This is a genomic window from Nocardiopsis listeri (assembly GCF_020741345.1).
In the GTDB taxonomy this organism is placed as follows: Bacteria; Actinomycetota; Actinomycetes; order Streptosporangiales; family Streptosporangiaceae; genus Nocardiopsis; species Nocardiopsis listeri_A.
Genome location: NZ_DYZD01000026.1, coordinates 1 through 22,771, shown reverse-complemented (window position 1 = coordinate 22,771; position 22,771 = coordinate 1). Strand labels below are relative to the sequence as shown.

At 70.7% G+C, this 22,771-nt stretch carries 24 protein-coding genes and 1 pseudogene; 12 read left to right on the top strand and 13 right to left on the bottom strand.

The window, feature by feature from the left end; all coding sequences use genetic code 11:
- Positions 1-242, bottom strand: a pseudogene (locus K8V84_RS01315) (hypothetical protein); the annotation flags it as partial.
- Positions 243-361: 119 nt separating this feature from the next.
- Here K8V84_RS01315 and K8V84_RS01310 point away from each other — a divergent pair.
- Positions 362-967, top strand: a complete 606-nt coding sequence (locus K8V84_RS01310; RefSeq protein ID WP_304069369.1) for a helix-turn-helix domain-containing protein — start codon at positions 362-364, stop codon at positions 965-967.
- Positions 968-1,004: 37 nt separating this feature from the next.
- Here the strand turns inward: K8V84_RS01310 and K8V84_RS01305 are convergent, their stop codons facing one another.
- On the bottom strand, positions 1,005-2,357 hold the full coding sequence (locus K8V84_RS01305) for a carboxylesterase family protein (RefSeq protein WP_304069367.1): 1,353 nt from the start codon (positions 2,355-2,357) through the stop codon (positions 1,005-1,007).
- 703 nt (positions 2,358-3,060) lie between these two features.
- Here K8V84_RS01305 and K8V84_RS01300 point away from each other — a divergent pair.
- From K8V84_RS01300 to K8V84_RS01290, 3 genes are all read left to right on the top strand, one after another.
- Positions 3,061-4,641, top strand: a complete 1,581-nt coding sequence (locus K8V84_RS01300; protein WP_304069365.1) for a BCCT family transporter — start codon at positions 3,061-3,063, stop codon at positions 4,639-4,641.
- Between the two features lie 86 nt (positions 4,642-4,727).
- Positions 4,728-5,225, top strand: a complete 498-nt coding sequence (locus K8V84_RS01295; protein ID WP_304069364.1) for a DUF2975 domain-containing protein — start codon at positions 4,728-4,730, stop codon at positions 5,223-5,225.
- Entirely contained in the window at positions 5,225-5,455 is a 231-nt protein-coding gene (locus K8V84_RS01290) for a helix-turn-helix transcriptional regulator (protein ID WP_304069362.1), read from the top strand. Before K8V84_RS01295 ends, K8V84_RS01290 begins: the two co-directional genes overlap by 1 nt.
- 41 nt (positions 5,456-5,496) lie before the next feature.
- Here K8V84_RS01290 and K8V84_RS01285 read toward each other — a convergent pair whose 3' ends face one another.
- Entirely contained in the window at positions 5,497-6,063 is a 567-nt protein-coding gene (locus K8V84_RS01285; protein ID WP_304069361.1) for a TIGR03086 family metal-binding protein, read from the bottom strand.
- Between the two features lie 147 nt (positions 6,064-6,210).
- Here K8V84_RS01285 and K8V84_RS01280 point away from each other — a divergent pair, with 147 nt between their 5' ends.
- The gene (locus K8V84_RS01280; protein WP_304069360.1) at positions 6,211-7,389 is read left to right on the top strand and encodes a trans-acting enoyl reductase family protein; all 1,179 of its coding nucleotides are present in this window, start codon (positions 6,211-6,213) and stop codon (positions 7,387-7,389) included.
- Positions 7,390-7,445: 56 nt separating this feature from the next.
- Here K8V84_RS01280 and K8V84_RS01275 read toward each other — a convergent pair whose 3' ends face one another.
- Positions 7,446-7,889: a hypothetical protein gene (locus K8V84_RS01275; RefSeq protein WP_304069358.1), complete on the bottom strand. Its 444-nt coding sequence runs from the start codon at positions 7,887-7,889 to the stop codon at positions 7,446-7,448.
- A gap of 250 nt (positions 7,890-8,139) precedes the next feature.
- On the opposite strand from K8V84_RS01275, the gene K8V84_RS01270 reads away from it, so the two are divergent.
- Positions 8,140-8,637: an HXXEE domain-containing protein gene (locus tag K8V84_RS01270; protein WP_304069357.1), complete on the top strand. Its 498-nt coding sequence runs from the start codon at positions 8,140-8,142 to the stop codon at positions 8,635-8,637.
- Positions 8,638-8,912: 275 nt separating this feature from the next.
- Here the strand turns inward: K8V84_RS01270 and K8V84_RS01265 are convergent, their stop codons facing one another.
- A complete protein-coding gene (locus tag K8V84_RS01265) occupies positions 8,913-9,716 on the bottom strand; it encodes an MFS transporter (RefSeq protein WP_304069356.1) in 804 nt (267 codons plus the stop codon).
- On the opposite strand from K8V84_RS01265, the gene K8V84_RS01260 reads away from it, so the two are divergent.
- Together K8V84_RS01260 and K8V84_RS01255 are read left to right on the top strand one after the other, a co-directional pair.
- Positions 9,669-10,304, top strand: a complete 636-nt coding sequence (locus K8V84_RS01260) for an acyl-CoA dehydrogenase (RefSeq protein WP_304069355.1) — start codon at positions 9,669-9,671, stop codon at positions 10,302-10,304. The two genes, K8V84_RS01265 and K8V84_RS01260, sit on opposite strands and share 48 nt — an antisense overlap.
- Positions 10,301-11,323, top strand: coding sequence for a phosphotransferase family protein (locus tag K8V84_RS01255; protein ID WP_304069353.1), 1,023 nt, complete (start codon positions 10,301-10,303; stop codon positions 11,321-11,323). The genes K8V84_RS01260 and K8V84_RS01255 overlap by 4 nt, the downstream gene beginning before the upstream one ends.
- Before the next feature lie 45 nt (positions 11,324-11,368).
- On the opposite strand, the gene K8V84_RS01250 is transcribed toward K8V84_RS01255, so the two are convergent.
- Positions 11,369-12,370 carry a hypothetical protein gene (locus K8V84_RS01250; RefSeq protein ID WP_304069352.1) on the bottom strand — a complete coding sequence of 334 codons (1,002 nt, stop codon included), beginning with the start codon at positions 12,368-12,370 and terminating at the stop codon, positions 11,369-11,371.
- A 284-nt stretch (positions 12,371-12,654) separates the two neighbouring features.
- On the opposite strand from K8V84_RS01250, the gene K8V84_RS01245 reads away from it, so the two are divergent.
- Entirely contained in the window at positions 12,655-13,074 is a 420-nt protein-coding gene (locus K8V84_RS01245) for a GNAT family N-acetyltransferase (protein WP_304069350.1), read from the top strand.
- Positions 13,075-13,142: 68 nt separating this feature from the next.
- On the opposite strand, the gene K8V84_RS01240 is transcribed toward K8V84_RS01245, so the two are convergent.
- A complete protein-coding gene (locus K8V84_RS01240) occupies positions 13,143-14,636 on the bottom strand; it encodes an aminopeptidase P family protein (RefSeq protein ID WP_304069348.1) in 1,494 nt (497 codons plus the stop codon).
- A 157-nt stretch (positions 14,637-14,793) separates the two neighbouring features.
- Positions 14,794-15,330, bottom strand: a complete 537-nt coding sequence (locus K8V84_RS01235; protein ID WP_304069347.1) for a GNAT family N-acetyltransferase — start codon at positions 15,328-15,330, stop codon at positions 14,794-14,796.
- Positions 15,331-15,510: 180 nt separating this feature from the next.
- Here K8V84_RS01235 and K8V84_RS01230 point away from each other — a divergent pair, with 180 nt between their 5' ends.
- Entirely contained in the window at positions 15,511-16,608 is a 1,098-nt protein-coding gene (locus tag K8V84_RS01230; protein ID WP_304069346.1) for an alanine--glyoxylate aminotransferase family protein, read from the top strand.
- 72 nt (positions 16,609-16,680) lie between these two features.
- Here K8V84_RS01230 and K8V84_RS01225 read toward each other — a convergent pair whose 3' ends face one another.
- From K8V84_RS01225 to K8V84_RS01210, 4 genes are all read right to left on the bottom strand, one after another.
- Positions 16,681-16,908, bottom strand: coding sequence for a DUF3099 domain-containing protein (locus K8V84_RS01225; protein ID WP_304069345.1), 228 nt, complete (start codon positions 16,906-16,908; stop codon positions 16,681-16,683).
- Positions 16,909-16,942: 34 nt separating this feature from the next.
- The gene (locus K8V84_RS01220) at positions 16,943-17,890 is read right to left on the bottom strand and encodes an oxygenase MpaB family protein (protein ID WP_304069344.1); all 948 of its coding nucleotides are present in this window, start codon (positions 17,888-17,890) and stop codon (positions 16,943-16,945) included.
- 197 nt (positions 17,891-18,087) lie between these two features.
- The gene (locus K8V84_RS01215; protein WP_304069343.1) at positions 18,088-18,747 is read right to left on the bottom strand and encodes a response regulator transcription factor; all 660 of its coding nucleotides are present in this window, start codon (positions 18,745-18,747) and stop codon (positions 18,088-18,090) included.
- Positions 18,744-20,111: a sensor histidine kinase gene (locus K8V84_RS01210; RefSeq protein ID WP_304069341.1), complete on the bottom strand. Its 1,368-nt coding sequence runs from the start codon at positions 20,109-20,111 to the stop codon at positions 18,744-18,746. The genes K8V84_RS01215 and K8V84_RS01210 overlap by 4 nt, the downstream gene beginning before the upstream one ends.
- Positions 20,112-20,244: 133 nt before the next feature.
- On the opposite strand from K8V84_RS01210, the gene purB reads away from it, so the two are divergent.
- Together purB and K8V84_RS01200 are read left to right on the top strand one after the other, a co-directional pair.
- On the top strand, positions 20,245-21,675 hold the full coding sequence (gene purB / locus K8V84_RS01205; RefSeq protein ID WP_304069339.1) for an adenylosuccinate lyase: 1,431 nt from the start codon (positions 20,245-20,247) through the stop codon (positions 21,673-21,675).
- 155 nt (positions 21,676-21,830) lie between these two features.
- Positions 21,831-22,091 carry a hypothetical protein gene (locus K8V84_RS01200; RefSeq protein WP_304069338.1) on the top strand — a complete coding sequence of 87 codons (261 nt, stop codon included), beginning with the start codon at positions 21,831-21,833 and terminating at the stop codon, positions 22,089-22,091.
- Positions 22,092-22,292: 201 nt separating this feature from the next.
- Here K8V84_RS01200 and K8V84_RS01195 read toward each other — a convergent pair.
- Positions 22,293-22,771 (bottom strand): SDR family oxidoreductase (locus K8V84_RS01195; protein WP_304069337.1); only part of this gene is annotated, 479 nt, incomplete at its 5' end.

Here is a 22,771-nt window from a genome sequence, read left to right as displayed (position 1 = left end):
GGGATGACCACGGCCATGGTGAGCATGAAGCCGGTGGTGAGCCACTGCACCGTGGTGGCGCCGACCCCGAAGTCGTTCATGAGTTGGGGCAGCACCACGCTGAGGACGGTCTCGTTGAGGATCATCAGCAGCGCGGAGACCGCCAGCACGGTGATGACGGGCGTCACCCGGTCCCGGCCTCTTGCGGTGCGGTCGGGTGCGTCGTGGTCCGGGAGCCGTTGCCGGCCGTCGGTCTGGGTCATGTGGGCCTTCCTTGGTGGGACAACACCCCCATGATGTCATCTTGTGCCATGTTGGCAGACCATGACGAACCATTTTGTGGGCAGCGTCACCGCGGGTGAACACGTGCTAGGAAAGACCCATGAACGACGAAGTCCCCCTGGACCTGCGCTCGCGGCGCCGCCTCGACACCCGCCAGGAGATCCACCGCGCGGCACTCGAACTCTTCGAAGCGCAAGGGGTGCGCGAGACCACCGTCCAGCAGATCGCCGAACGCTCGGGGGTCTCCTCCCGCACCTTCTTCCGGCACTTCACCACCAAGGAACAGGCCGGTCTGCCGGGGCAGGCTCGTCTGCTCCGGGCGATCGAGACCCTGGAGGTCACCGGCACCGACCCCGACGCCGTACTGCGCGACGTCGAGGCGGCCCTGGAAGGGGTGATGGGCCTCGAACACGACCCCGAGCGGGAGGAACACCGCAGGGTCGCTCGACTGTTGGCCGGGGACTCCGAACTCAGGGCGCTGGCCGCCGCCCAGGAACGCGAACTCGCCACGCGTCTGCGCGAGCGTCTCAGCGAGCGCCTGGAGGGACCGGACCCCACCACGGTGCTGTTGGTGGTGGAGGTGGCCGTGGCGGTGTGGAGCGCCTGTTGGGAGCGTTGGGGCGAACTGGCCGCGCAGGGGCGCGAGGAGGACCCGGTGGAGTTGTACCGCCGGTGCCGGTCGGAGCTGCGCCGGATCGTCGGCTGAGCCCCTACCTCGGCGGGTTCGTCGGGTGTGGATCCCTTCAGGAGCGGTGGACGGTGAGGCTGTCGGCGGCCGCGGCCGCCGCCTCCGCGCCGACCGAACCGGTACGCGCGAACTCGCCCCACACCTTGCGCACCGCGCGGCCCCGCCGGTCGAGTTCCTCCCAGGAGGTGCGACCGACCAGGCTCGCCCGTTCCCAGGCCTTGCGGGTGCCCAACAGCAACGGGATGTCGGTGATGTGCGCGGCCCCGAACGGGCTGCCCTCGGGCCGCCAGGTGAAGGTGTAACGCACCGCCCGGCCGCCGGCCCGGCGATGGCGACGGACGAAGCCCCGCACGGGCCCGGTGTAGATGACCCAGGTGGTGAAGCGCACCAGGGTCCGGCGCAGGGTGGAGCCGATCACCGGCAGCCCGGACAGTCTCTTGATCGGGGCCAGGAACTCGGCGAACAGGCCGGTCTCCTCACTGGTGGCGCCGACGAGCACGTCGATCCGAGGCGCCGCCTCGCGCCAGGCGCGGGTTCGGAGGGACTCGGGAGGCAACGGGTCGTGCCCGTAGCGTGTCCCGAACGGCATGGCGCTGGGCAGCCCGAAGCCCCTGCCGGCCTCGACCGCCTTCTCTTGGCGGGCGAGCACCTCACGGGTCTCGGTCTCGGGGGTGAGGGCGCCCACCACCCCGGCCATGGCCTCGTACATGCGATCGCGCCGGCTGAGCAGGCCCAGCGGCGCGCTCTGCACGATCGCGCGCCGGAACAGCCCTTCGGCGCCGCGGCTGATCATCAGGTGGGCGACGGCGTCGCCACCGGCGGACTGGCCGAAGAGGGTGACCTTGTCGGGGTCGCCGCCGAACGAGGCGATGTTGGCCGCCACCCAGCGCAACGCCGCCACCTGGTCGAGCAGACCGAGGTTGGCGGGGGCGACGCCGGGCAGACGCAGGTATCCCAGGACCCCGAGCCGGAAGGTGACCGAAACGACGATGACCCGCTGTTCGCGCACCAGCCGGGCCGGATCGAAGATCGCCAGGTCGCCGGAGCCGGTGACGTAGGAACCGCCGTGGAACCACACCAGGACGGGTGGGCGCTCGTCCTGGCCCAGGTCGACGGGCAGGGTCACCGACAGGTGGTGGCAGTTCTCGTCCTGACGACCGGTCGGGATGCCTTCGACCGCTTCGGAGACCACCCGGGAGGTCGACTGCGGGGCGGCGGGGGCGGCCTCGGTCGCCTCGAAGGGTTCGGCGAAGGGTTCGAGCGGCGTGGGCGCCCGGAACCTATCGGCCCGCGCGTAGGGGATGCCGAGGAACCGTAGGACCCCGCCGCGCACCTTCCCCACGATCGGGCCCGCGGGGGTGTCCAGGCGGCGGTGTTCGTCCCTGGAGACGGAGGTGGATTCGGTCATGTCTGCTCCTGCGTTCGCCCCGGGTCCGTGACCGGCCCTTCGGTCACCCGAACGACGGTACCCGCAAGGGTCGCTCGTCCCCGGGAGCGGAACGTCGGTCCATCGACCTCATGTTCGGTGACACCGTCGCGGGCGGCGTGGGCCCACCCTGGAACGACTCTTGGACGAAAGGGGGCCAAGCACTCGGCCTCGCCCTCGGGGAAGAGATGGGGGACCGGAGCCGGTTTCTCGGGAATGGCCCCTTGGCAGGCCCACATCACGTGCTTGCCGTGCGAGCCCGGCGAACCGGAGACGATCCGTCTCCCGTCCCCTGGTCGTCCGGGGCCCGGTGGCCCGCCTGGACGGATAGGGGCCCGGATCCCAGGAGTTCCACGGGGGCGCCGGTGGGAACGCGTCCACCATCGACGCCCCCGTCGATCATCGTGGAGCACCCCACAGAGCGGCTCGACGCCCATGACGAGGTGGTCCGGCTCCTCGCCGCGAAGCCGGGCGATAGTGCCTGGACCACACCCCCGCGTGTGCGGCGCCACCCTCCTCGATCGCTTCCCCACTGGTGAACGCACGTAGACTCCTTCGGGTCGCCCCGTCGTCGGGGCCCGTTGCCGTCCCACGCCTGGGCGTCGCAGTGACGGCTTTCTCTTTCCCCGGACCGCCCGTTGGCGCGCTCGGTTCCGTTCTCCGACAGAGGAGACTCCACTTCTTCATGTCCTCCACCTTGCGCACCCGTGTGCGTGAAACCGGGCGCCGACCCGACCCCTGGGTCATCGGTGTCTCCGGTGGCCTGCTGGTCCTGTTCGTCGTGCTCGCTCTGACCCGCCCCACCATGATGAACACCGCGGTCGACGCGGCCTTCGCCTGGTCCACCCACTGGTTCGGCGCGTACTGGCAGGTCCTGCTCCTGGCCACCCTGGTGGTGGCCACCGTCCTGGCCTTCTCCCGGTACGGCCGGGTGCGGATGGGCGGCCCGGTCACCCCTGAGTTCGGCTGGTTCCGGTGGGTGGCGATGGTCCTGACCACGCTGCTGGCCGCGGGCGGGGTGTTCTGGGCGGCCGCCGAACCGCTGGCCCACTACGTCGACCCACCGCCGCAGTACGACGACGTCTCCGGTGGCATGGACGGCGCCGCGATCGCGTTGGCGCAGACCTTCACCCACTGGGGTTTCGTGGGCTGGGCGATCGGTGGCTCGTTGGCCACGTTGGTGATGATGCGCGGGGTGGAGAAGGGCCTGCCGCTGCGACCGCGCACCCTGCTCTGGCCGCTGTTGGGCGAGCGTGTGCGCACCCACTGGCTGGGCACGGTCGCCGACATCAGCTGCGTGCTGGCGGTGGTCGCCGGGACGGTCGGCCCGATCGGCTTCCTGGGCCTGCAGATGTCCTACATCGGTGCCGAGATGTTCGGGTTCGACTCCGGCTACGGCACCCAGGTGGTGCTCATCGGAGGACTGACGCTGATCGCCACGATCTCGGTGCTCAGCGGGGTGGACCGGGGCATCCAGTTGTTGAGCCGGATCAACGTCTGGGCGGCGCTGGTGCTCATCGTCTCGATCGTCGGACTGGCCTCACTGCCCTACGTCATCGACCTGTTCCTCCAGGCGAGCGCCGTACACGTACGCGAGTTCGTGCCCATGTCGTTGTACCGCGGCGATGACGCCTGGCTGGGGTACTGGACGCTGTTCTTCTTCGGTTGGTTCATCGGGTTCGGGCCGTTGATGGCGATCTTCATCGCGCGGGTCTCCAAGGGCCGCACGATCCGGGAGATCTACGTGGGCGCCACCGTGCTGCCGTCGGTGGTGACCATGGTGTGGTTCACCGCCCTGGGCGGTACCGGTCTGTGGCTGGAACAGAGCGACCCGGGCGTGATCTCCGGCCCCTACGCCGAACACGGTCTGCCCGCGGCCGCCCTGTCCATCGTCCAGGCGCTGCCGTTCAGTTCGGTCCTGGCGGTGATCATGATCGTCGTGACGCTGATCTTCTTCGCCGCCACCCTGGACGCGATGTCCTACGCCGTCTCGGCCTCCAGCATGCGCGAGGGCGAACCGCACGCACTGGTGCGGGCGTTCTGGTGCGTGGGCATGGGTGTGACCGCGGTGGTGCTGTTGACCGTCGGTGACAACGGGGTGCAGGCGTTGCAGTCCGTCATCGTGGTCACCGCGGTCCCGGCGGGCCTGGTGCTGCTGCCCCCGTTGTGGGGTGCCCCGCGCCTGGCGCGGGAGATGGCCGTCGAACAGGGGATCATCGCCTCGACCGAGCCGCGACGGATCAAGGAACCCGAACCGGTCGGCTGAGCGGTGCGGGCCCGGGGAGGAGGCCAGGGGAAGGAAAGTCGGATCGACCTATTGATTTTCGATAGGTAGCTATCGATACTCGATACATGGATCGCTTCTTCACCCTGCTCCTGCGCGCCGCCGTCGTGGTGGCGCTCCTCCTCGGCCTCTTCGGCCAGTTCGTCGTCATCCCGGGGATCGCCGCCGACGAGGTCGCCCGGTTCGCGCCCTACGAACGGATCGCCCTGCCCTACACGATCGTGGCGATCCTCGGGGTGCTCTGCGTTCAGGTCGCCCTGGTCGCGGTGTGGGTGCTGCTGGGCATGCTCCGCCGCGACACCCTCTTCGACCGCAAGGCCCTCCTCTGGGTCGACGTCGTCATCGGGTCCACCGTGGCGGCCACGCTGCTCGGGGCCGGGATCACGGTGCACCTGGCCGTGACCGACATGCCCTTCGCCAACGGCAACATGGAAGCGGTCGGTGCTCTGGGCTCCGCGTTCTTGGGCACCGCGATGGGAACGGTGTTCGCGATGGTGCTGGTGCTCATGCGCGGGCTGCTGCGCAAGGCCACCCGTCTGCGGACCGAGATGTCCGAGGTGATCTGATGGCGATCGTCGTCGACATCGACCTCCACCTCGCCCGGATCGGCATGTCGGTCGGCGAGTTCGCCGAGGCCGTGGGGATCACACCCGCCAACATCGCCGTGCTCAAGAACGGCCGGGCCAAGGCGGTGCGGTTCACCACGCTCGACGCGATCTGTCGCACGTTGGGCTGTCAGCCCGGCGACGTGCTGCGCTGGGTCCCCGACGAGGAGACCGAGACCGGATCGCCCTGAGACCACGGAAAGGGGGCGCCGCGAGGGGCGCCCCGGCATCCTCAGGCCCGACGCCCGGTGAGGGCGAGCAGGCGGGTCTGAGGGTCGGCGTCCTCCCCCACTCGAACCGGCTCGGCGAACAGCCCGCTCGCCGCCAATTCCTTTTCCTGGCCCTTCATCCACGTGAGCAGCTCGGCGACCAGGTCCGGGTCCAAACGCTCGTCCGCCCCGATGGCCCGGGCCAGGTCCCAGGCGTGCACGGCCAGGTCGAAGGTCATCTGCCACAGGTACAGCTCCGCCGGGGACTCCCCGAAGGACAGGTGGACCCGCTGTTGCAGCGCGGACGGGGCCAGCCACGCGGTACGGGCCTCACGGGCGGCCACCGACCAGGTCGCGAGCGGCTCCTCCCCCAGGTTGTCGCCGTCGAATCGGTCGCCCACGTCCTCGACCCGGGCACCGCCCAACAGGTGGGGCACCCACAGCTGCTCGGTGGTCAGGTGATCGACCAGGTCGTGCACGTCCCAGTCCGAACACGGAGTGGGCAGCGCCCAGTCGGTGAGCCGTACCGCCTTCACCCGGCGGTCGAACTCCTCCATCGCGGTGCCGTGCAGATCGATCAGGGATGTCACAGGTCCTCTTCCCGGGTTGTCGGTGTTCTCGCCGGGGCGGCCTACCCGATCATGGGCGGGTCCACACCGCCGGCTCCACCCCCGTGACGCTCACCTGTCAGACTTTGGCACCACGAGCGACGCGAAGGCCTACCCGACAAGGAAGACATGCAACGCGGTTACGACATCGTCCTGTTCGGCGCGACCGGATACACCGGAACACTGACCGCCGAGTATCTGGCCGAGAACGCCCCTCGCGAGCTGCGGTGGGCCTTGGCCGGGCGCAACATCGACAAGTTGGAGGCCGTGCGGGCCGAGTTGGCCGAGATCGACCCGGACCGGCCCACTCCGGACCTGCTGCCGGCCGACGTCGACGACACCGCTTCCATCCGAACCCTGGCCGCCTCCGCGCGGGTGGTCATCACCACGGTCGGCCCCTACGCGGAGTACGGCGAGCCCTTGGTGGCGGCGTGCGCGGCCGAGGGCACCGACTACGTGGACCTGTGCGGTGAGCCGGCTTTCGTGGACCGCATGTACGTGCGCCACCACGCCACCGCCCAGAGCACGGGCGCGCGGATCGTGCACGCTTGTGGATTCGACTCCGTCCCCTACGACCTGGGGGTGCTGTTCACCGTCGGGCGGCTGCCCGACGACGTCCCCCTGCACGTGGAGGGGTTCGTGCGCGCACAGGGCACCGCCTCGGGCGGCACGCTGCGTTCGGCGGTGGGCGCCTTCTCCGACCCCGTGGGCATGATCACCGCCGCACGGGACCGCCGGGCCGTGGAGGGCGGACCGAAGGGACGCAGGGTGCGCATCGACCGGAGCGGGATCCCGCGCACCCGGTTGGCCCGGGGCTGGACGCTGCCGATCCCCAGCCTGGACCCGCAGGTGGTGGCGCGTTCGGCGGCGGCGTTGGAGCGTTACGGACCCGACTTCAGCTACGGGCACTACGGGGCGTTTCGGCACCTGACCAGCGCGGTGGGCGCGGCCGGTGGTGCCGCCGGGATGATGGCCGCCGCCCAGGTTCCGGCGTTGCGGGAGCGGTTGTTGTCGCTGCGCTCCCCCGGCGAGGGCCCCAGCGAGGAACAGTTGGCCGGTGGGTGGTTCACCGTGCACTTCGTGGGCTCGGGCGGCGGACACCAGGTGCACACGCTGGTGTCGGGTGGTGAGCCGGGATACGCGGCGACCTCGGGGATGCTGGCCGAATCCGCGTTGTGCCTGTGGCGGGACGAACTGCCTCGGACCTGCGGGCAGGTGACCACGGCGGTGGCGATGGGCGAGGCGCTCATCGAACGGTTGCCCCGGGCCGGGGTGGAGTTCGAGGTTCTGCGGACCTTCGAGGACTGAGGGACTTCACCGAGGAGGGAACGCGTACGGTGCGCGTTCCCTCCTCGGATCCCGGGTCACGCCCTCCGGCGGGTTCCGGAGACCGCGCACCATGCCAGAGCGAGCACCACTGCGTCCTCGATGACCGCGCCCTCCCAGGCCGGACGGGACTCACTCCACCAGGAACGCCACCGCACCCCCGCCGCGGCGCCCACCGGGGCCGCCATCGCGGCGACGGCGACGGCCGGTGGCACGGGGCCTCCCAGGTTCCGGGCGAGCAGGGCCCCACCCCAGGCTCCACCGAGCGCGCGCGACAGCAGGACCGGCCCCGACGTACGGGGCGGGATGCCCGGCATCTTGTCCGCCATGAGTTCACCGGCGATGGTCAGCGCCAACAGGCCGCGTCGGAGCGTTCGTCCTTCGGCGCGGGCGCACAGTGGTGCGCAGGGCCCCAGGGTTCCGCGTGCCCCCGAGGCCAGTCCCAGTACCAGGGAACGTGCCAGGGTCCGTGATGTGTTCATGGTCGTCTCCTCGACGTGGGTGCGGCGAGTATCGCACCGGTCGACCGCTCCGGAGCCGAACGACGTGCCGAGGACCACGGCCGGTGTCGGGGCCCGGTCACCCTGGTCGAGAAGGACGCCCCTGCTGATCGTCGATGCGCGGGCGGCCCTCCCAGAGGTACTGCGGTGGTATCGCGCTCCTGCCCAGAGCCGGGTGTCCGGCGCCCGATATCGTTGCGGGGTTCGGACCACCGGCGGTAGGAGAACGAGCATGCCCGAACAGACCGAGGTGCCATCGCGGGTCCTGGCCGGACTGTGGTGGCTCACCGTCGCGGTGTTCGCCCTGCACAACGCCGAGGAGTATCTGCGCGACCTTCCCGCCTGGGCCTTGGTCCACGCGCCCGCCGGGATCGCCTCGGCGCACGGTGGACAGGCCGGTTTCGGGATCGCGGCGGCCCTGCTGACCGTGGCGGCCCTGGTGGTGGCCGGGCAGGCCACCGTGGCCCGCCCCGGGTGGAGCACGGAGGTGCTGGTCTGCTTCGCTTTCGTGCTGATCCTCAACGCCGGATCCCACCTGGCGTTCAGCGCGCTGACCGGCACCCTGATGCCGGGGGTGCTGACCGCTCCCCTGTTGATGGCCCTGGGCGTCTATCTGGTGTGGCGGCTGCCCCGGGTGCGTGCCACCTGGCCGACGGTGCTGGTGACCGTGGTCGTGGCGGTGGCCGCGACGGCGGGCGCCCTCCTGCTCGGTGGCCTGCTCACCGGCTGACCCCGAACAGGTCGAGGAGGTGGCCCCCTCGGAGGTGGCGACCGCGATCCGGTGGTGGTCGGCGGCCAGGAGGTCGTACGACTCGCCGGGACGGCGCCCTACGGTAACGCTTCAAAACCAGAAAGGGCGTACACCTCCGGTCTCCGTGCCGGATGGGTGCGCACCGTGCCGGTGGCCGCCACGGGCTCACGCGCTCTGGCGGTGGGTGGCCGGGGCGATCGCCCCCGCTTGAGGCCGTCAGGTCCTCCGGGCCGTCCGGCCACCCATCGACGTCATCAGCTCTCGGTGAGCTCGGTCCCCTTGGTCTCCTTGATGAACAGGCAGGACAGCCCGGTCAGGACGCACAGCAACATGATGTAGCCGCCGAACACCCAGCCGACGCCGATGTCGATGAACAGCTGGTTCAAGTAGGGCGCGGTCCCACCGAAGACGGCGACGGACAGCGAGTAGGCGAACCCGATGCTCTGAGTGCGCACCCTGGTGGGGAAGCTCTCCGACAGGATCGCCGACAGCACCGACGCCGGGGCCGACACCACCAGCAGGGCGAGGGTGGTGGCGACCAACAGCGTCCACCCGCTCGCGGTGATCATCTGGGTGAGCGGGTACTGCAGGGCGAACATCGCCACCGCGAAGAACAGCAGCATGGGCCGCCGACCGACGCGGTCCGAGAGCAGCCCCCAAAAGGGCAGGGACACCAGGGCGATGACCTGGGCGACCACGAGCATCCAGTACGCCGTTCCCGGATCCATGCCCTGCTGGGTGATGGCGTAGGTGGAGACGTAGGAGGTCCACACGTAGTGCGCGGCGGTGATCCCGGAGGTCATCGCGATCATGACCAGCACGGCCTTGGTCACCTGTCGGCGCGAGGTCCTGGGCCGCCCCTCCACGGCCTCGTCCCGGCGCGCCTGATCGGCTTCGAAGACGTCGCTCTCGTTCATGTCACGGCGCAGGTACAGGGCGACCAGGGCCAGCAGCGCGCCCAGCAGGAACGGCACCCGCCATCCCCACTCGGCGACCGTGGTGGCGCGACCATGTTCCTCACCGACGCCGACGCGTCCGGCCTCACCGTGGGCCGCCACGTCCGGACCATGGACTCCTCCATGCTCGGCGGGCACTGCGAGGTGACCTTCGACGGCCTGTTCGTGCCCGACGAGAACGTCCTCGGCGAGGTCGACGAGGGTTTCTCCTACGCGCAGGTCCGGCTCGGCCCGGCGCGCATGACCCACGTGATGCGCTGGTTGGGCACCGCGCGGCGCGCCCAGGACATCGCGGTGGACCGGGCCTCCCGACGGGAGCTGTTCGGCTCCCGCTTGGGCGACCTGGGCCTGGCCCAGCAGATGATCGCCGACAACGAGATCGACATCGCGGCCACCCGCTCCCTGCTGTTGCGGGCCTGCTGGGAGCTGGACACCGGGGTGGACGCCCGGATCTCCACCTCCATCGCCAAGACCTTCGCCGCCGAGGCGATCCACCGGGTCGTGGACCGTTCGATCCAACTGTGCGGCGGGCTCGGGGTCAGTGACGACCTGCCCCTGGCCCGGCTGCTGCGAGAGGTACGCCCCTTCCGCATCTACGACGGTCCCTCCGAGGTCCACCGTTGGTCGATCGCCAAGCGGGTGGTGTCCCGGGCCCGCCGCGCCCACGGGTCCGGGGAGGGTCCGCGATGACACACGCTCCTCCGCTGGACACGACCGCCCTGGCCGCCCACCTGGAGCGTTCCGGCACCGAGGTCGACGGCGCCCTGCGCGCGGAACCGATCAGCGGTGGAAAGTCCAACCTGACCTATCGGATCGACGACGCCACGGGGCCGCGATGGGTGTTGCGCAGGCCCCCGACCGCTGGGCTGACCCCCTCGGCCCACGACATGGGGCGGGAGTTCCGGGTGGTGGACGCCCTGGGCGACTCCGAGGTGCCCGTCGCCGACGCCGTGGCCCTGTGCGAGGACCCCGACGTCATCGGGGCGCCCTTCTCCGTGTTCTCCCACGTCGACGCCCGGGTGGTCCGCACCCGCGACCAGCTCGCCGACCTGGACGACGAAGGGGTCGCCGCCTGTGTCCGGAGCCTGGTGCGGGTACTGGCCTCCCTGCACGCGGTCGACCACGAGGCCGTCGGACTGGCCTCGCACGGACGCCCGCACGGGTTCCTGGAACGCCAGGTGCGTTTGTGGGGCCGCCAGTGGGAGCGGGTGCGCGACGGGGAACTGCCAGACCTGGACCGACTGTGCCGGCTGCTGGCCGACGCGGTGCCCGAGTCCTCGGCGCACGCCGTCGTGCACGGCGACTACCGCATCGACAACGTGATGCTCGACCACCATGATCCGGGTCGGATCCACGCCGTCGTGGACTGGGAACTGTCCACCCTCGGCGACCCCCTGGCCGACATCGCCATGATGTGCGTCTACCGGCGCCCCGGCCTGGACCTGGTGCTGGGCGAACCGGCCGCGTGGAACAGCGACCGGCTGCCCACCGCCGACGAGATCGCGCACATGTATTCGCGGGTGTCCGGACGCGCCCTGCGCGACTGGGGTTTCCACCTGGGCCTGGCCCACCTGAAGTCGGCGGTCATCGCCCAGGGCATCGCCTACCGCGGCCGGCAGGGGGCCGAGGGCGGCGGACGGGACCGGGCCGGTGAGGCCGTCGGAGAGTACGCGGCCGCCGGACTGCGGGCCCTCCGGGAGACGCCGTGAGGCGCGAGGGCCCGGGGCGCGGCGGGGCGACCGGAACCGTCCGGGTCAGGGCCGCACGTGCAGGGCGTGGACACCCTCGGTGGTGGCCAGGACGATGACCCCGTCCGGGGCGGCCACCAGATCCTCCAGCTCGCCCGGCCAGGTTCCCGGAACCTCCGTCACGGGTTGTCCCGGCCGATCCAGTCGGCGCACCCGCAGCCCGTCCAGGTACCAACCGCCCAGACCGTCGGGGCGGGCGTCCTCCTCCTGGTAGACGGCGACCGCCTCACCGTCCCACTCCACCAGCGAGGTCAGGGTGCGCGGACCGCCGAGTTCGGCGACCAGTTCCAGGTCGGGCAGGGAGTGCACGCGTCCGGCGACCGCGAGCAGGCAACGCCCGCCCACCCGGGCGGCCACCGTCTCGGAGTCGGCGTGGCTCTCCACCTCGCCCAGGTATTCGCCGTCCTCCATCAGGTAGACCCGCTCGCGAGGGTGTTCGTAGTCGGCGAGGATCACCGGGTCGAACCCCGGGTCCTGGCCGGGAGCCACCAGATATTCACCGGCGAACGACATACGTTCACCACGGGCCTCGTGCCCGGGTCTGGAGTCGGTCAGGTCCGGCACGGTCGCCCCGGTGTAGGGGTCCACCGCCCACCATCGGGTGCCGCCGTCGCCGTCCTCACCGAAGAGGAGGACCACCGCTTCCTTGTCCACCACCCGAAGGGCGACGTCGTCGGGCCAGCGCTCCCCCGGTTCGGCCAGGTCGGTCTCCAGCAGCGGGACTCCGGTACGGGGGTCGCGTACGCTCACCGAGCGGCGTGAGGCCTGTACCAGGACCGTGTCCGGCCAGTCCTCACCTTCGGGGGCCACGGCCAGGTTGACCGGTCCCTGCGCCTCGAACGCGGTCCCCAGGGGACGCAGCGAACGGGTGTCGAAGGCCCGCGCCTCGTAGCGCGACTTGCGCGGGTCGGTACTGAGGTCCACGTCGCCGTGCACGAGGACCGTCCGATCCGCCAGGAACAGGCGCGGAAACCGCAACCCCCTGCGCCACAGCCGTTCCGCGCGCACGAGTCGCCCTCCCCGTCGTTCCTGGGTACTTCCACGCCACCACGACGTTATCTGTTGCGGCGAGGGGCCGTCCTCCCCTTGGGGAAGACGGCCCCGATGACCGGCCCACATCGCTTGTCCGGTAACGGTACCGGAAATCGGGGTCGGCCCTTTCCGGGAAGAGCCGGCCCGCCGTGGGTCCGCCCGTCGAATCGATCCACGGGCCACCGTCGGCGGTCTGGAACACGACGAGCGAACCTGACAGACTTCCGGGCCATCGTCGGTGAGCGAAGGAGACACGGGACGTGGTTCGAGTGAGTGTGTGCACGGCCGAGGACTTGGAACGCGCCGAGGTGCTTGATCTGTACGGGGCGGTCGGTTGGACCGCCTACACCGAGGCTCCGGAGGTGCTGATGCGGGCTTTGAGCGGCTCGCACCGGTTGGTGGCCGCGCGCCGAGAGGACCGCCTCGTGGGGTTGGCCCGGTCGATCTCGGACGGTGCCACGGTGGTCCACGTGCAGGACGTCCTGGTCCACCCCGACCAACAGCGCTCCGGCCTGGGTCGGCGGTTGATGGACGAGCTGTTCGCCGAGTACGAGGGCGTTCGCCAGCGGGTACTGCTCACCGACGACGAGGACGGCCAGCGCGCCTTCTACGAGGCGCTCGGGTTGGTCGAGGCGCATGAGCACCGCCCCTCGCTCAGGTCCTTCGTACGGTTCGACTGAGCCTCCGGGCCCGGACAACGACGGTGGGCCGCCCCCGAAGGAGACGGCCCACCGGACGGGTGCGGTGGCTAGCGCGAAAGACGCTCGGCCAGCCAGGCCTCGACGTCGGCCGAGGTACGCGGCAGGCCGTCCGACATCACGGTGCGGCCCTCCTCCGTGACCAGGACGTCGTCCTCGATGCGCACGCCGATGCCGCGCAGCTCCTCGGGGACGGTCAGGTCGTCGGGCTGGAAGTACAGGCCCGGCTCGACGGTGAGCACCATGCCCGGCTTCAGGTCGCCGTACAGGTGCATCTCCTGGCGGGAGACCGCGCAGTCGTGCACGTCCAGGCCGAGCATGTGGCCGGTGCCGTGCAGGGTGTAGCGGCGCTGCAGACCCAGCTCCAGGACGCGTTCGACCGGGCCCTCCAGCAGACCCCACTCGATCAGCCCCTCGGCGAGCACGCGCTGGGAGGCGTGGTGGAAGTCGGTGAAGGGCCTGCCCGGGGCGACTGCGGCGATACCGGCCTCCTGGGCCTCGTACACCAGGTCGTAGACCTTGCGCTGCAGGTCGGTGAAGGTGCCCGAGACCGGCATGGTGCGGGTGACGTCGGCGGTGTAGAGGGTGGTGGTCTCCACGCCGGCGTCGAGCAGCAGCAGGTCGCCCTCGCGCACGGGGCCGTCGTTGCGGGTCCAGTGCAGGGTGGTGGCGTTGGGCCCGGAGGCGGCGATGGTGCCGTAGCCGACGTCGTTGCCCTCCACGCGGGCGCGCAGGAAGAAGGTGCCCTCGACGTAGCGCTCGGAGGTGTCCTTGGCCTGCGGCAGCGCCTTGGCCACGTCGCCGAAGCCGCGCGTGGTGGCGTCCACGGCCAGCTGCAGCTGGGCGATCTCCCACTCGTCCTTGACCAGACGGTGGTCGGCCAGGGTGACGCCCAGGTCCTCGTCGAGCTTGGCGGACTTGGCGCGCGACCCCTCGTCGGTGTCGGCGCGCAGCTCGTCCACGACGGCGTCGATCTCGGCGTCGTGGCCGCGCACGACGCGCGTGGTGACGGTGGCGTCGGCCCGCAGGGCGGCGGGCAGGGTGCGCACGTCGGCGGTGGTCACGCCCAGCAGGGCGGCGGCCTCCTCCAGGCTGTTGCGGCGGCCGGTCCACAGCTCGCCGTAGCCACCGAGCCAGAACTCGCCGTTGTCGCGGTTGGAGCGCGGCTTGAGGTAGAGCACCACGTCGTGGCCACCGTCGGCCTTCGGGGTGAGCACCAGGCAGTTGCCGTCGGTGGTGTCACCGGTCAGGTAGGCGTAGTTGGTGGCGGCACGGAAGGGGTACTCGGTGTCGTTGGAGCGGGTCAGGTACTGACCGGAGGGGATGACCAGGCGGTCGCCGGGGAAGGCGGCGCTGAGCGTCGCGCGCCGACGGGCGGTGTGCTCGGCCTGCTCGATCGGCTCCAGGTCGCGCATCTCGGTGTCGGCCCAACCGGTGCGCATCCACCCGGCGAGCTCGTCGGAGACCGACTGCGCCTGGCCGTTCTTGCGTGGACTGAACACGGGCGCGTCCGTCTCGGCCTGGGGGCGCTGCTGCTCGCTCACGTCGTGCACTCTCCTCGTCGAGTTCGTCGAAAGGGTGGGGAAGCTCTGTGGCCTGCCGCTGGTGGCGGCCTCGCCTCCATCGTAGGGGGCCGGGCGGGGACGCGTCCGCCCCCGGGACATAGCGCTGCCCATAACGTCCTGGTCGGAGCTCCGGTGGTCAGGAGTGGAGGTCGTGGGCGAAGGGGATGGCCTTGGGGTAGGGCAGGTCCTCGATGGTGGTCGGGTCCACCCACCTATAGCCGATCCGTTCGTAAAGGGCCACCGCCTCGGGCTGGGAGGGCCCGGTGAAGAGGATCACGGAGCCGTAGCCGAGGTCGCGGGCGGCGTCCTCCAGCGCGGTCATGATGCGCCGGCCCAGGCCCTTGCGCCGGTGCGCCGCCGAGGTCCAGATCCGCTTGAACTCGACCGTGCGCGGTGTTCCGTCCGGCGCCAGGCGGTAGGGGCGCAGCGCGCCACCGGCGACGATCTCGTCGTCCAGCTCGGCCAGGACCATGCGACCCAGGGGCGCGACGAACTCGGTGACGGGGTACCGGCCCAGTTCGGCGGCGGCCCCCTCGGCCCCGTAGCGTTCGGTGTATTCGCCCAGGAGACCGTCGAGCAGCCCTTGGACACGGGGATCGTCGTGTTCCACCCTCAGCATCCGCACCCCTCCGGCCTCGAGCCGGGCGGTCTCGGTCCGTGCCGTCTCGGTCATACCGCTCCCCTCCCCCAGGTTCACGCCCACCCGCTTTCCGGACGCGGTTCCCGAGCACACGTGGTCGTCTTTTCGTCCGCGGGAATACTACGGCCCGACGCCGCGGGACCGGATGTCGCATTAGGCACACATGAGCCCCCGCTTGCCCCGTTCTCATACGGCTCTGGTTAGTGTGTGCCCATGTCAGTCACCGAACGCATCCTGCTGGGACCGGGGCCGAGCAACCCCTACCCCGAGGCGACCCTGGGCCTGGCCGCCCCGCTCCTCGGCCACCTCGACCCGGAGTTCCTCGCCATGCTGGAACGCACCTGTGGACGGCTGCGTTCCCTTTGGGGCACCGAGAACCCGCTCACACTGCCGCTCTCGGGCACCGGTTCCCTGGGTATGGAGGCGGCCTTCGCCAACACCGTGCGCCCGGGCGACCAGGTGGTCGTCGCCGTCAACGGCCTGTTCGGTGAACGCATGTGCGAGGTCGCCTCGCGCTACGGCGCGCACGTGATCCGGGTGGACCACGAGTGGGGGCGGCCCGTGGACACCCAGCGGGTGCTGGACGCCCACCCCGCGCCCGCCCTGGTCGCGGCGGTGCACGCCGAGACCTCCACCGGTGTGGCCAGCGACATCGGTGCCCTGGGCCGGGCCCTGCGCGAGCGCTCCGGCGAGACCCTGTTGCTGGCCGACTGCGTCACCTCCCTGGGCGGCATGCCCATGGACCTGGACGAGTGGAAGGTCGACATCGCCTACTCCGGCACGCAGAAGTGTCTGGGCGTGGCACCGGGCCTGGCTCCCTTCACCTTCTCCGAACGCGCCTGGGAGCAGCGGGTCCCCTCCCCGCCGGTCTGGTACCTGGACCTGGGGCTGCTCGGTGCGTACGTGCGCGGTGGCCCGGGCGGTCGTGCCTACCACCACACCGCTCCCACCGCGATGGTGGCCTCCCTGGACGCGGCTCTGGCCCGCGTCGAGGAGGAGGGCGTGGAAGCGGTGGCCGCCCGTCACGCGGCGGCCGGGGCGCACCTGCGCGAGGGCCTGCAGGAGATGGGTCTGGAACTGTTCGCCGCCGAGGGCCACCGTCTGGCGCAGTTGACGTCGGTGCGCGTGCCCGAGGGCGTGGATTCGGGCAAGGTCCGTGAGCGGCTGCTGCGCGAGTACGACCTGGAGATCGGCGCGGGCGTGGGCCCCTACGCGTCGACGGTGTGGCGGATCGGGCTGATGGGCCACAACGCCCGACTGAACCGGGCCGAGCTGGTGTTGGCGGCGCTGCGCCGAGTCCTGGGCCGCTAGGTGCTGCGGGGCCCGGGGCCCCTGATCGATCGCGGGCCTCGACGCCCTGCCCCGGCGTCGGTGGTCCGGGCCTCACTCGGCGTTGGGTCCGTAGCGGTTGTCGTGGTCGCGTGGGTCGTCCGGGTCGGCGATATTGCCCACCGTCATGGCGATCGGCGGTAGTATCGAGGCCACCACGCACATGGCCACCGCCCACCCGGTTCCGAAGAAGTGGTAGACGGGCGCGGACGCGGCGAACAACACCAGGCACGTGCCCATGAGGAGCACGTACCACAGCTTCCTGCGTTTGATCCGTTTCACCCCCGAGCGTCGCCGATCGGGTCCTGACCTCAGGTTATCCGCTCTGCCCGACGGCCTCGGGGTCGTCGCGACGGGCGGTGGTCAGGGCGAGCGGCATCGAGTCGAACCGGGTCATCGAGCGCACCCCGCCCGAGGCCCTCCCCATCCGGTATCCGGCGTCCAGCAGCCGCTGTTTGGCCTCCTCGGCGCTGAGCACGGTCGCCTCGTCGAAGATCTTGTTGTAGAGGTTCTCCGGTACCCGGTTGAGCCCCGAACGCATCAGACGCAGCCCCGCGGTGGTGGCGGCGTCGGGGATCTGGGGGATCATCCCGTAGGCGCGGCGGGCCCAGGCGGGCAGGGTCGCGTAGGACAGGGCGCCCACCGGGAGCCACAGCGGTTTGAGCGGCGCCAGCCAGGCCGGCTGTTCGGGGACCTTGGGCCAGAGCAGGAAGCGGACCGCCTGGCGGGCCTCTTCGGTGACCTTGAGTGCGGGGCGCACGGCCACCAAATAGCGGCGCATGTCGGCGACGCTGCGCGGCACGTCGTCGCGGGACAGGCCCACGTAGGCGGCGGTGCGCGACTGTTCGTCCAGGTAGCGGTCCATGTCGGCGGGGCTCAGTTGGAGCCCGGCACGCACGGTGGTCTCCAGGTAGGACGTGACCTCGGCGCAGTGCACCCACACCAGCAGGTCGTGCTGGTCGACCCGGTGCAGACGCCCGGTGGTGGGGTCGGTGAAGCTCAGGGCGCGGTGCACGCGTCGGATGTGTTCGCCCAGGGTCTGCGCTTCGGCATGGCTGCCGTAGGTGGTGACCGCGATGAAGTGGGCGGTGCGCAGCAGACGGCCGGTGGGGTCGCTGCGAAAGTCGGAGCGCTGCCAGACCCCCTGCATGGCGATCGGGTGCAGCGCCTGGAGCATCAGGGCCCGTACGCCGGCCACCCACATCGAGCGGTCCAGGTGTACGCGCCAGGTGACGCTCTCGGGGGCCGCGACCGTCGGTTGCATCCAGTCTCCTCCGGGTGTGCGCAAAGGGAAGGGGTGCGCGCCGGGTTCGGACGGTCCTGCGGGGCCCCGGCCTCGAAACGCCGACTCGTCCGATCCATCCCTCTCAGGGCTTTCCCCCTGGTGCATCGCCTACACCCGAACGGGGTGGGAGCCGGGTGCCGCAGGTGCCGTGCCTCCGGCCTCCCCGGCTTCGGGCCTCAGCCGACCTGGGCGCGCAGGAACGCCAGAACCGCTTGGACCCGACGGTGCACACCGTCGTCGGGCGGCAGGTCCAGCTTGGCCAGGATGTTGCCCACGTGCTTGCCCACGGCGGCGTCGCTGACCACGAGTTTGCGCGCGATCGCCCCGTTGGAGTGTCCCTCGGCCATGAGTTCGAGCACCTCGCGTTCGCGGGCGGTCAGGCGCTGCAACGGGTTCGCGCTGCGACGCAGTAGCTGGCGCACCACCTCGGGGTCGACGAAGGTGGCCCCCTCGACCACGTTGCGCAGCACCGACGCGAACTCGCGGACGTCGCCCACCCGTTGCTTGAGCAGGTAGCCGACGCCTTCCCCGTCGCCCGAGTCCAACAGCTCGGTGGCGTAACTCAGCTCCACGTACTGGCTGAGCGCCACCACGGCCAGACCTGGGTGGGCGCGACGCAGCCGGACGGCGGCGCGCAGGCCCTCGTCGGTGAAGTCGGGCGGCATGCGGATGTCGGTGACGACCAGCCCGGGTCGGTGTTCGTCCACGGCCGCGATCAGTTCCTCACCGTCACCGACGGCGGCCACCACGGGAAAGCCGAAGCGTTCGAGCACCCCGACCAGCCCCTCGCGCAACAGCACCCCGTCTTCGGCGAGCACTGTCGGTACCTGGGTCACCTCTGGGTCTCCGGTCGGTCGGTCGTGCAAGGCAGCTCCACTCGGATCCTGGTCGGCCCTCCCACGGGGCTGGACAGGTCCATTGTGCCGCCCATGACGGCGACCCGGTCCGCCATGCCGGTCAGGCCACTGCCGCGTGAGGGGTCGGCGCCGCCGGGACCGTAGTCGGTGACCTCCACCGTGAGCACGTCGCCGCGGGACTCTTCCCGCAGGTCGGCGTGGACGGTGACGGCATTGGCCTCGGTGTGCTTGTAGGCGTTGGTGAGGGCCTCGGCCACCACGAAGTAGGCGGTGCCCTCCACGTGCGGGGGTTGGCGCCGGGGCAGGTCGGCGTCGACGGTGACCGGAACCGGACAGTGGTCGGCGAGTTCGGCCAGGGCCGCGGGCAGCCCGCGGTCGGTGAGCACACGCGGGTGGATGCCGCGCACGAGTTCTCGGATCTCGTCGATGAGTTCGTCGGCCTTGGCCTGGGCTGCCACCACACGCCGGTCCGCGGGTGAGTCCTCGTCGAGGTCGACGCGGGCCATGCCCAGGTCCATGCTGAGCGCCACGAGTCGCTGTTGGGCGCCGTCGTGCAGGTCGCGTTCGATGCGGCGGCGTTCGTACTCGAAGGCGTTGACCAGGCGGGCCCGGGACTCGGTGACCTGGCCGAGTTCGGCGTAGAGCTCCTCCTTGGGCGGTCCGACCAGCAGTGACCGGGCCACGACCCCGTGCCCGTAGGAGAGCAGGCCGCAGGCGTAGAGCAGCGCGATCGCGAACAACGGGGAGGCCAGGGCGAAGGGGAGGGCCTCCGCGCTGGAGTGCAGCTGGAACGGGCCCATGCTGAGAGGTGCCTCTTCGGGTGACCGGAGGATGAACGGGGTGGCCGCCAAGGTGAGTGTGGTGGTGAACAGGAATCCGACCAGGGACAGGGTGACCACGAACAGGACGAGCATGACCGCCGCGTAGGCCACCTCACGCCAGGTCGCGGCCTCGGTGTAGCGGGTACGGAACCATCCCCACAGTCCGGCGGGGGGTTCTCGGTGGCCGCTGTGGTCGGGTCCGGGCAGCACGATCCGCAGCCTGCGCCGTTCCACCGCCCCGAGCGGGATGGCGATGAGCGGGCCGAAGCACACCACCATCACCACGCCGAACAGGAAGAGGAAGATCACGTCACCGACCGCCCGCGACTCGATCATCACCACGCTTGCCGCCAACGGCACGTACACGGGGAAGGCCACCATCATGAGGACACCACCGACCAGGATGGTGGTCAGGGTGTAGGCCAGGGCCCGCCAGACCCAGGAACCGAGCAGGTAGCGCGGGCCGGCCAGGGCCCGTAGCAGGGTGATGGTTCGGGCGTCGGAGACGTTCGGGGAACTCATGGTGTCAACGCTAGAACGCGGTGGGACGCGGGAACATCCGTCGAACCCGTCGGTTCGCGGTAGGGCCGGCCCTACCGTCGGGGGTGCGGCCCGGCCGACGGCGTCGCAGTTCAGACCGGTAGGGTGGACCGACGTGAGCGCGAAACCCGTCATCCCCGATGTCCTGGCCGCCCGTTACGCTTCGGCGGAGCTGACCCGGCTGTGGTCCCCCGAGTACAAGGTGGTCGCCGAACGGCGGCTGTGGCTGGCCGTGCTGCGCGCCCAGGCGCGCTTGGGCGTGGACGTGCCGGTCGGTGTTGTCGAGGACTACGAGAAGGTCCTGGAACAGGTCGACCTGGCCTCCATCGCCGAGCGCGAGCGTGTCACCCGGCACGACGTCAAGGCCCGGATCGAGGAGTTCAACGCCCTCGCCGGCCACGAGCACGTGCACAAGGGCATGACCTCGCGCGACCTGACCGAGAACGTCGAGCAGTTGCAGGTGCGCGACAGCCTGCTGCTGGTGCGCGACCGTGTGGTGGCGCTGCTGTCCCGGCTGGGCCGCCTCTCCGCGGAGTACGGCGAGACCGTGATGGCGGGCCGTTCGCACAACGTGGCGGCGCAGGCGACCACGCTCGGCAAGCGGTTCGCGTCGATCACCGACGAGGTGCTGGTGGCGTACGGGCGGTTGGAGGAGCTCATCGCCCGCTACCCGCTGCGCGGGATCAAGGGCCCGGTCGGAACCGCCCAGGACATGCTGGACCTGCTGGGCGGCGACCGCGAGGCGCTGACCACCCTGGAGAACGAGGTGGCCTCCCACCTGGGGTTCGAGCGACGGTTCACCAGCGTGGGCCAGGTGTACCCGCGCTCCTTGGACTTCGAGGTGATCACCGCACTGGTGCAGCTGGCCGCCGGTCCTTCCTCGCTGGCCAAGACCATCCGGTTGATGGCCGGACACGAGCTGGTCACCGAGGGCTTCGCCGAGGGCCAGGTCGGCTCGTCGGCGATGCCGCACAAGATGAACACGCGTTCGTGCGAGCGGGTCAACGGGTTGACCGTGATCCTGCGCGGGTACGCGTCCATGACCGGCGAGCTGGCCGGCGACCAGTGGAACGAGGGCGACGTGTCGTGCTCGGTCGTGCGCCGGGTGGCGCTGCCGGACGCGTTCTTCGCCTTCGACGGGCTGGTGGAGACCATGCTGACGGTGCTGGACGAGTTCGGCGCCTTCCCCGCGGTGATCTCCGCCGAGCTGGACCGGTACCTGCCGTTCCTGGCCACCACCAAGATGCTGATGGCCGCGGTGCGCGCCGGTGTGGGCCGCGAGAGCGCCCACGAGCTCATCAAGGAACACGCGGTGGGCTCCGCGCTGGCGATGCGTCAGGAGGGTGTGGGCAACCGGCTGCTGGACCGGCTGGCCGAGGACGAGCGGTTCCCGCTGGACCGGGCCGCCCTGGACGCCCTGCTGGCCGACCGGATCACGTTCACCGGCGCGGCCGCCGACCAGGTGGCCGACGTGGTGGCGCGGGTGGACGCCGTGCTGGCCGAGCACCCCGAGGCCGCCGCGTACGCGCCGGGGTCGATCCTGTAGTCACCGCTCGATGTCCAGAGGGGTCCGAGGCCTTGCGCCTCGGGCCCCTTCTTCGTGGGCTCGGGTATGACGCTTTTCACCCGCGCTAACAGTAGGTTCGAAAGTTAACGCCTATTACGGTTGGGGTGTCGGCCCACCCCTCGACAGGAGACCCCATGATCGACCCGACCTCCTTCGGTACCGCCGTCCTCGTTCTGGGCGTGCTCGCCACCATGATCATCGCCTTCGGGACGGCGGCCCTGTGCGACATGGCGCTGCGTCGCCGGGAGGATCGCGCCGCACAGGAGAACACGACCTCGCACGACGACGCCCGAGAGGGCGGGGCCACGCGAGCCGAGGCCCCCGCCAGGACCCGCGAACTCGTCGCCCACGCCCCCGCGGGCAACGCCGCCGCCAACGGTTCCTCCCCCGCCTGACGAGCGGGTCGAACCGCTTATTCGGTGGCGGCCGAGAAACACGACGACTCCTCCACGGAAACGTGGTCGAACACCGGCGGCCCACCGAACGCGGTGAGGTGCTCGAAGAACGTGGGCCACACCTGGCGCAGATGTTCAAGGTGTGGGCCACGTCCAGCGTCGTGAAGTGACCGAACCCGGAAAACGCACGGCCACCACGCTCTAGGAGAACTGGATCCCACCGTCCAGGATCACCGACTGGCCCGTCATGTAGTCGGAGCCCTTCGAGGCCAGGTAGGAGACCAGGTCGGCCACGTCCTCGGGCTCTTGGACCCGCCCCAGGGGGATCTGCTCGACGTTCTCCCGGAACGCCTCACCGCGGGGCCTGCCCTGTTCCTCGCTCATACGCTTGTCGATGAGATCCCACATGTCGGTGCCGACGATCCCCGGGCAGTAGGCGTTGACCGTGATTCCGTACTGGGCCCACTCCATCGCGGCCGCCTGGGTCAGCCCGCGCACACCCCACTTGGAGACCGAGTACGACCCCAGCATCTCGAACGGCCGGTAGGCGACGATCGAGGCGGCTCCGATGATCTTGCCGCCGTGTCCACGGTCGATCATCGTCCTGGCCGCGGCCCGGTAGCTGTTGAACATCCCCGTCAGGTTGACGGAGAGGACCCTTTCGAAGTCCTCCTGGGGGG

Coding starts and splice junctions, on each gene's coding strand:
- K8V84_RS01310 (WP_304069369.1), top strand. CDS start 362: ATGAACGACGAAGTCCCCCTGGACCTGCGCTCGCGGCGCCGCCTCGAC.
- K8V84_RS01305 (WP_304069367.1), bottom strand. CDS start 2,357: ATGACCGAATCCACCTCCGTCTCCAGGGACGAACACCGCCGCCTGGAC.
- K8V84_RS01300 (WP_304069365.1), top strand. CDS start 3,061: ATGTCCTCCACCTTGCGCACCCGTGTGCGTGAAACCGGGCGCCGACCC.
- K8V84_RS01295 (WP_304069364.1), top strand. CDS start 4,728: ATGGATCGCTTCTTCACCCTGCTCCTGCGCGCCGCCGTCGTGGTGGCG.
- K8V84_RS01290 (WP_304069362.1), top strand. CDS start 5,225: ATGGCGATCGTCGTCGACATCGACCTCCACCTCGCCCGGATCGGCATG.
- K8V84_RS01280 (WP_304069360.1), top strand. CDS start 6,211: ATGCAACGCGGTTACGACATCGTCCTGTTCGGCGCGACCGGATACACC.
- K8V84_RS01275 (WP_304069358.1), bottom strand. CDS start 7,889: ATGAACACATCACGGACCCTGGCACGTTCCCTGGTACTGGGACTGGCC.
- K8V84_RS01270 (WP_304069357.1), top strand. CDS start 8,140: ATGCCCGAACAGACCGAGGTGCCATCGCGGGTCCTGGCCGGACTGTGG.
- K8V84_RS01260 (WP_304069355.1), top strand. CDS start 9,669: ATGTTCCTCACCGACGCCGACGCGTCCGGCCTCACCGTGGGCCGCCAC.
- K8V84_RS01255 (WP_304069353.1), top strand. CDS start 10,301: ATGACACACGCTCCTCCGCTGGACACGACCGCCCTGGCCGCCCACCTG.
- K8V84_RS01235 (WP_304069347.1), bottom strand. CDS start 15,330: ATGACCGAGACGGCACGGACCGAGACCGCCCGGCTCGAGGCCGGAGGG.
- K8V84_RS01230 (WP_304069346.1), top strand. CDS start 15,511: ATGTCAGTCACCGAACGCATCCTGCTGGGACCGGGGCCGAGCAACCCC.
- K8V84_RS01220 (WP_304069344.1), bottom strand. CDS start 17,890: ATGCAACCGACGGTCGCGGCCCCCGAGAGCGTCACCTGGCGCGTACAC.
- K8V84_RS01210 (WP_304069341.1), bottom strand. CDS start 20,111: ATGAGTTCCCCGAACGTCTCCGACGCCCGAACCATCACCCTGCTACGG.
- K8V84_RS01200 (WP_304069338.1), top strand. CDS start 21,831: ATGATCGACCCGACCTCCTTCGGTACCGCCGTCCTCGTTCTGGGCGTG.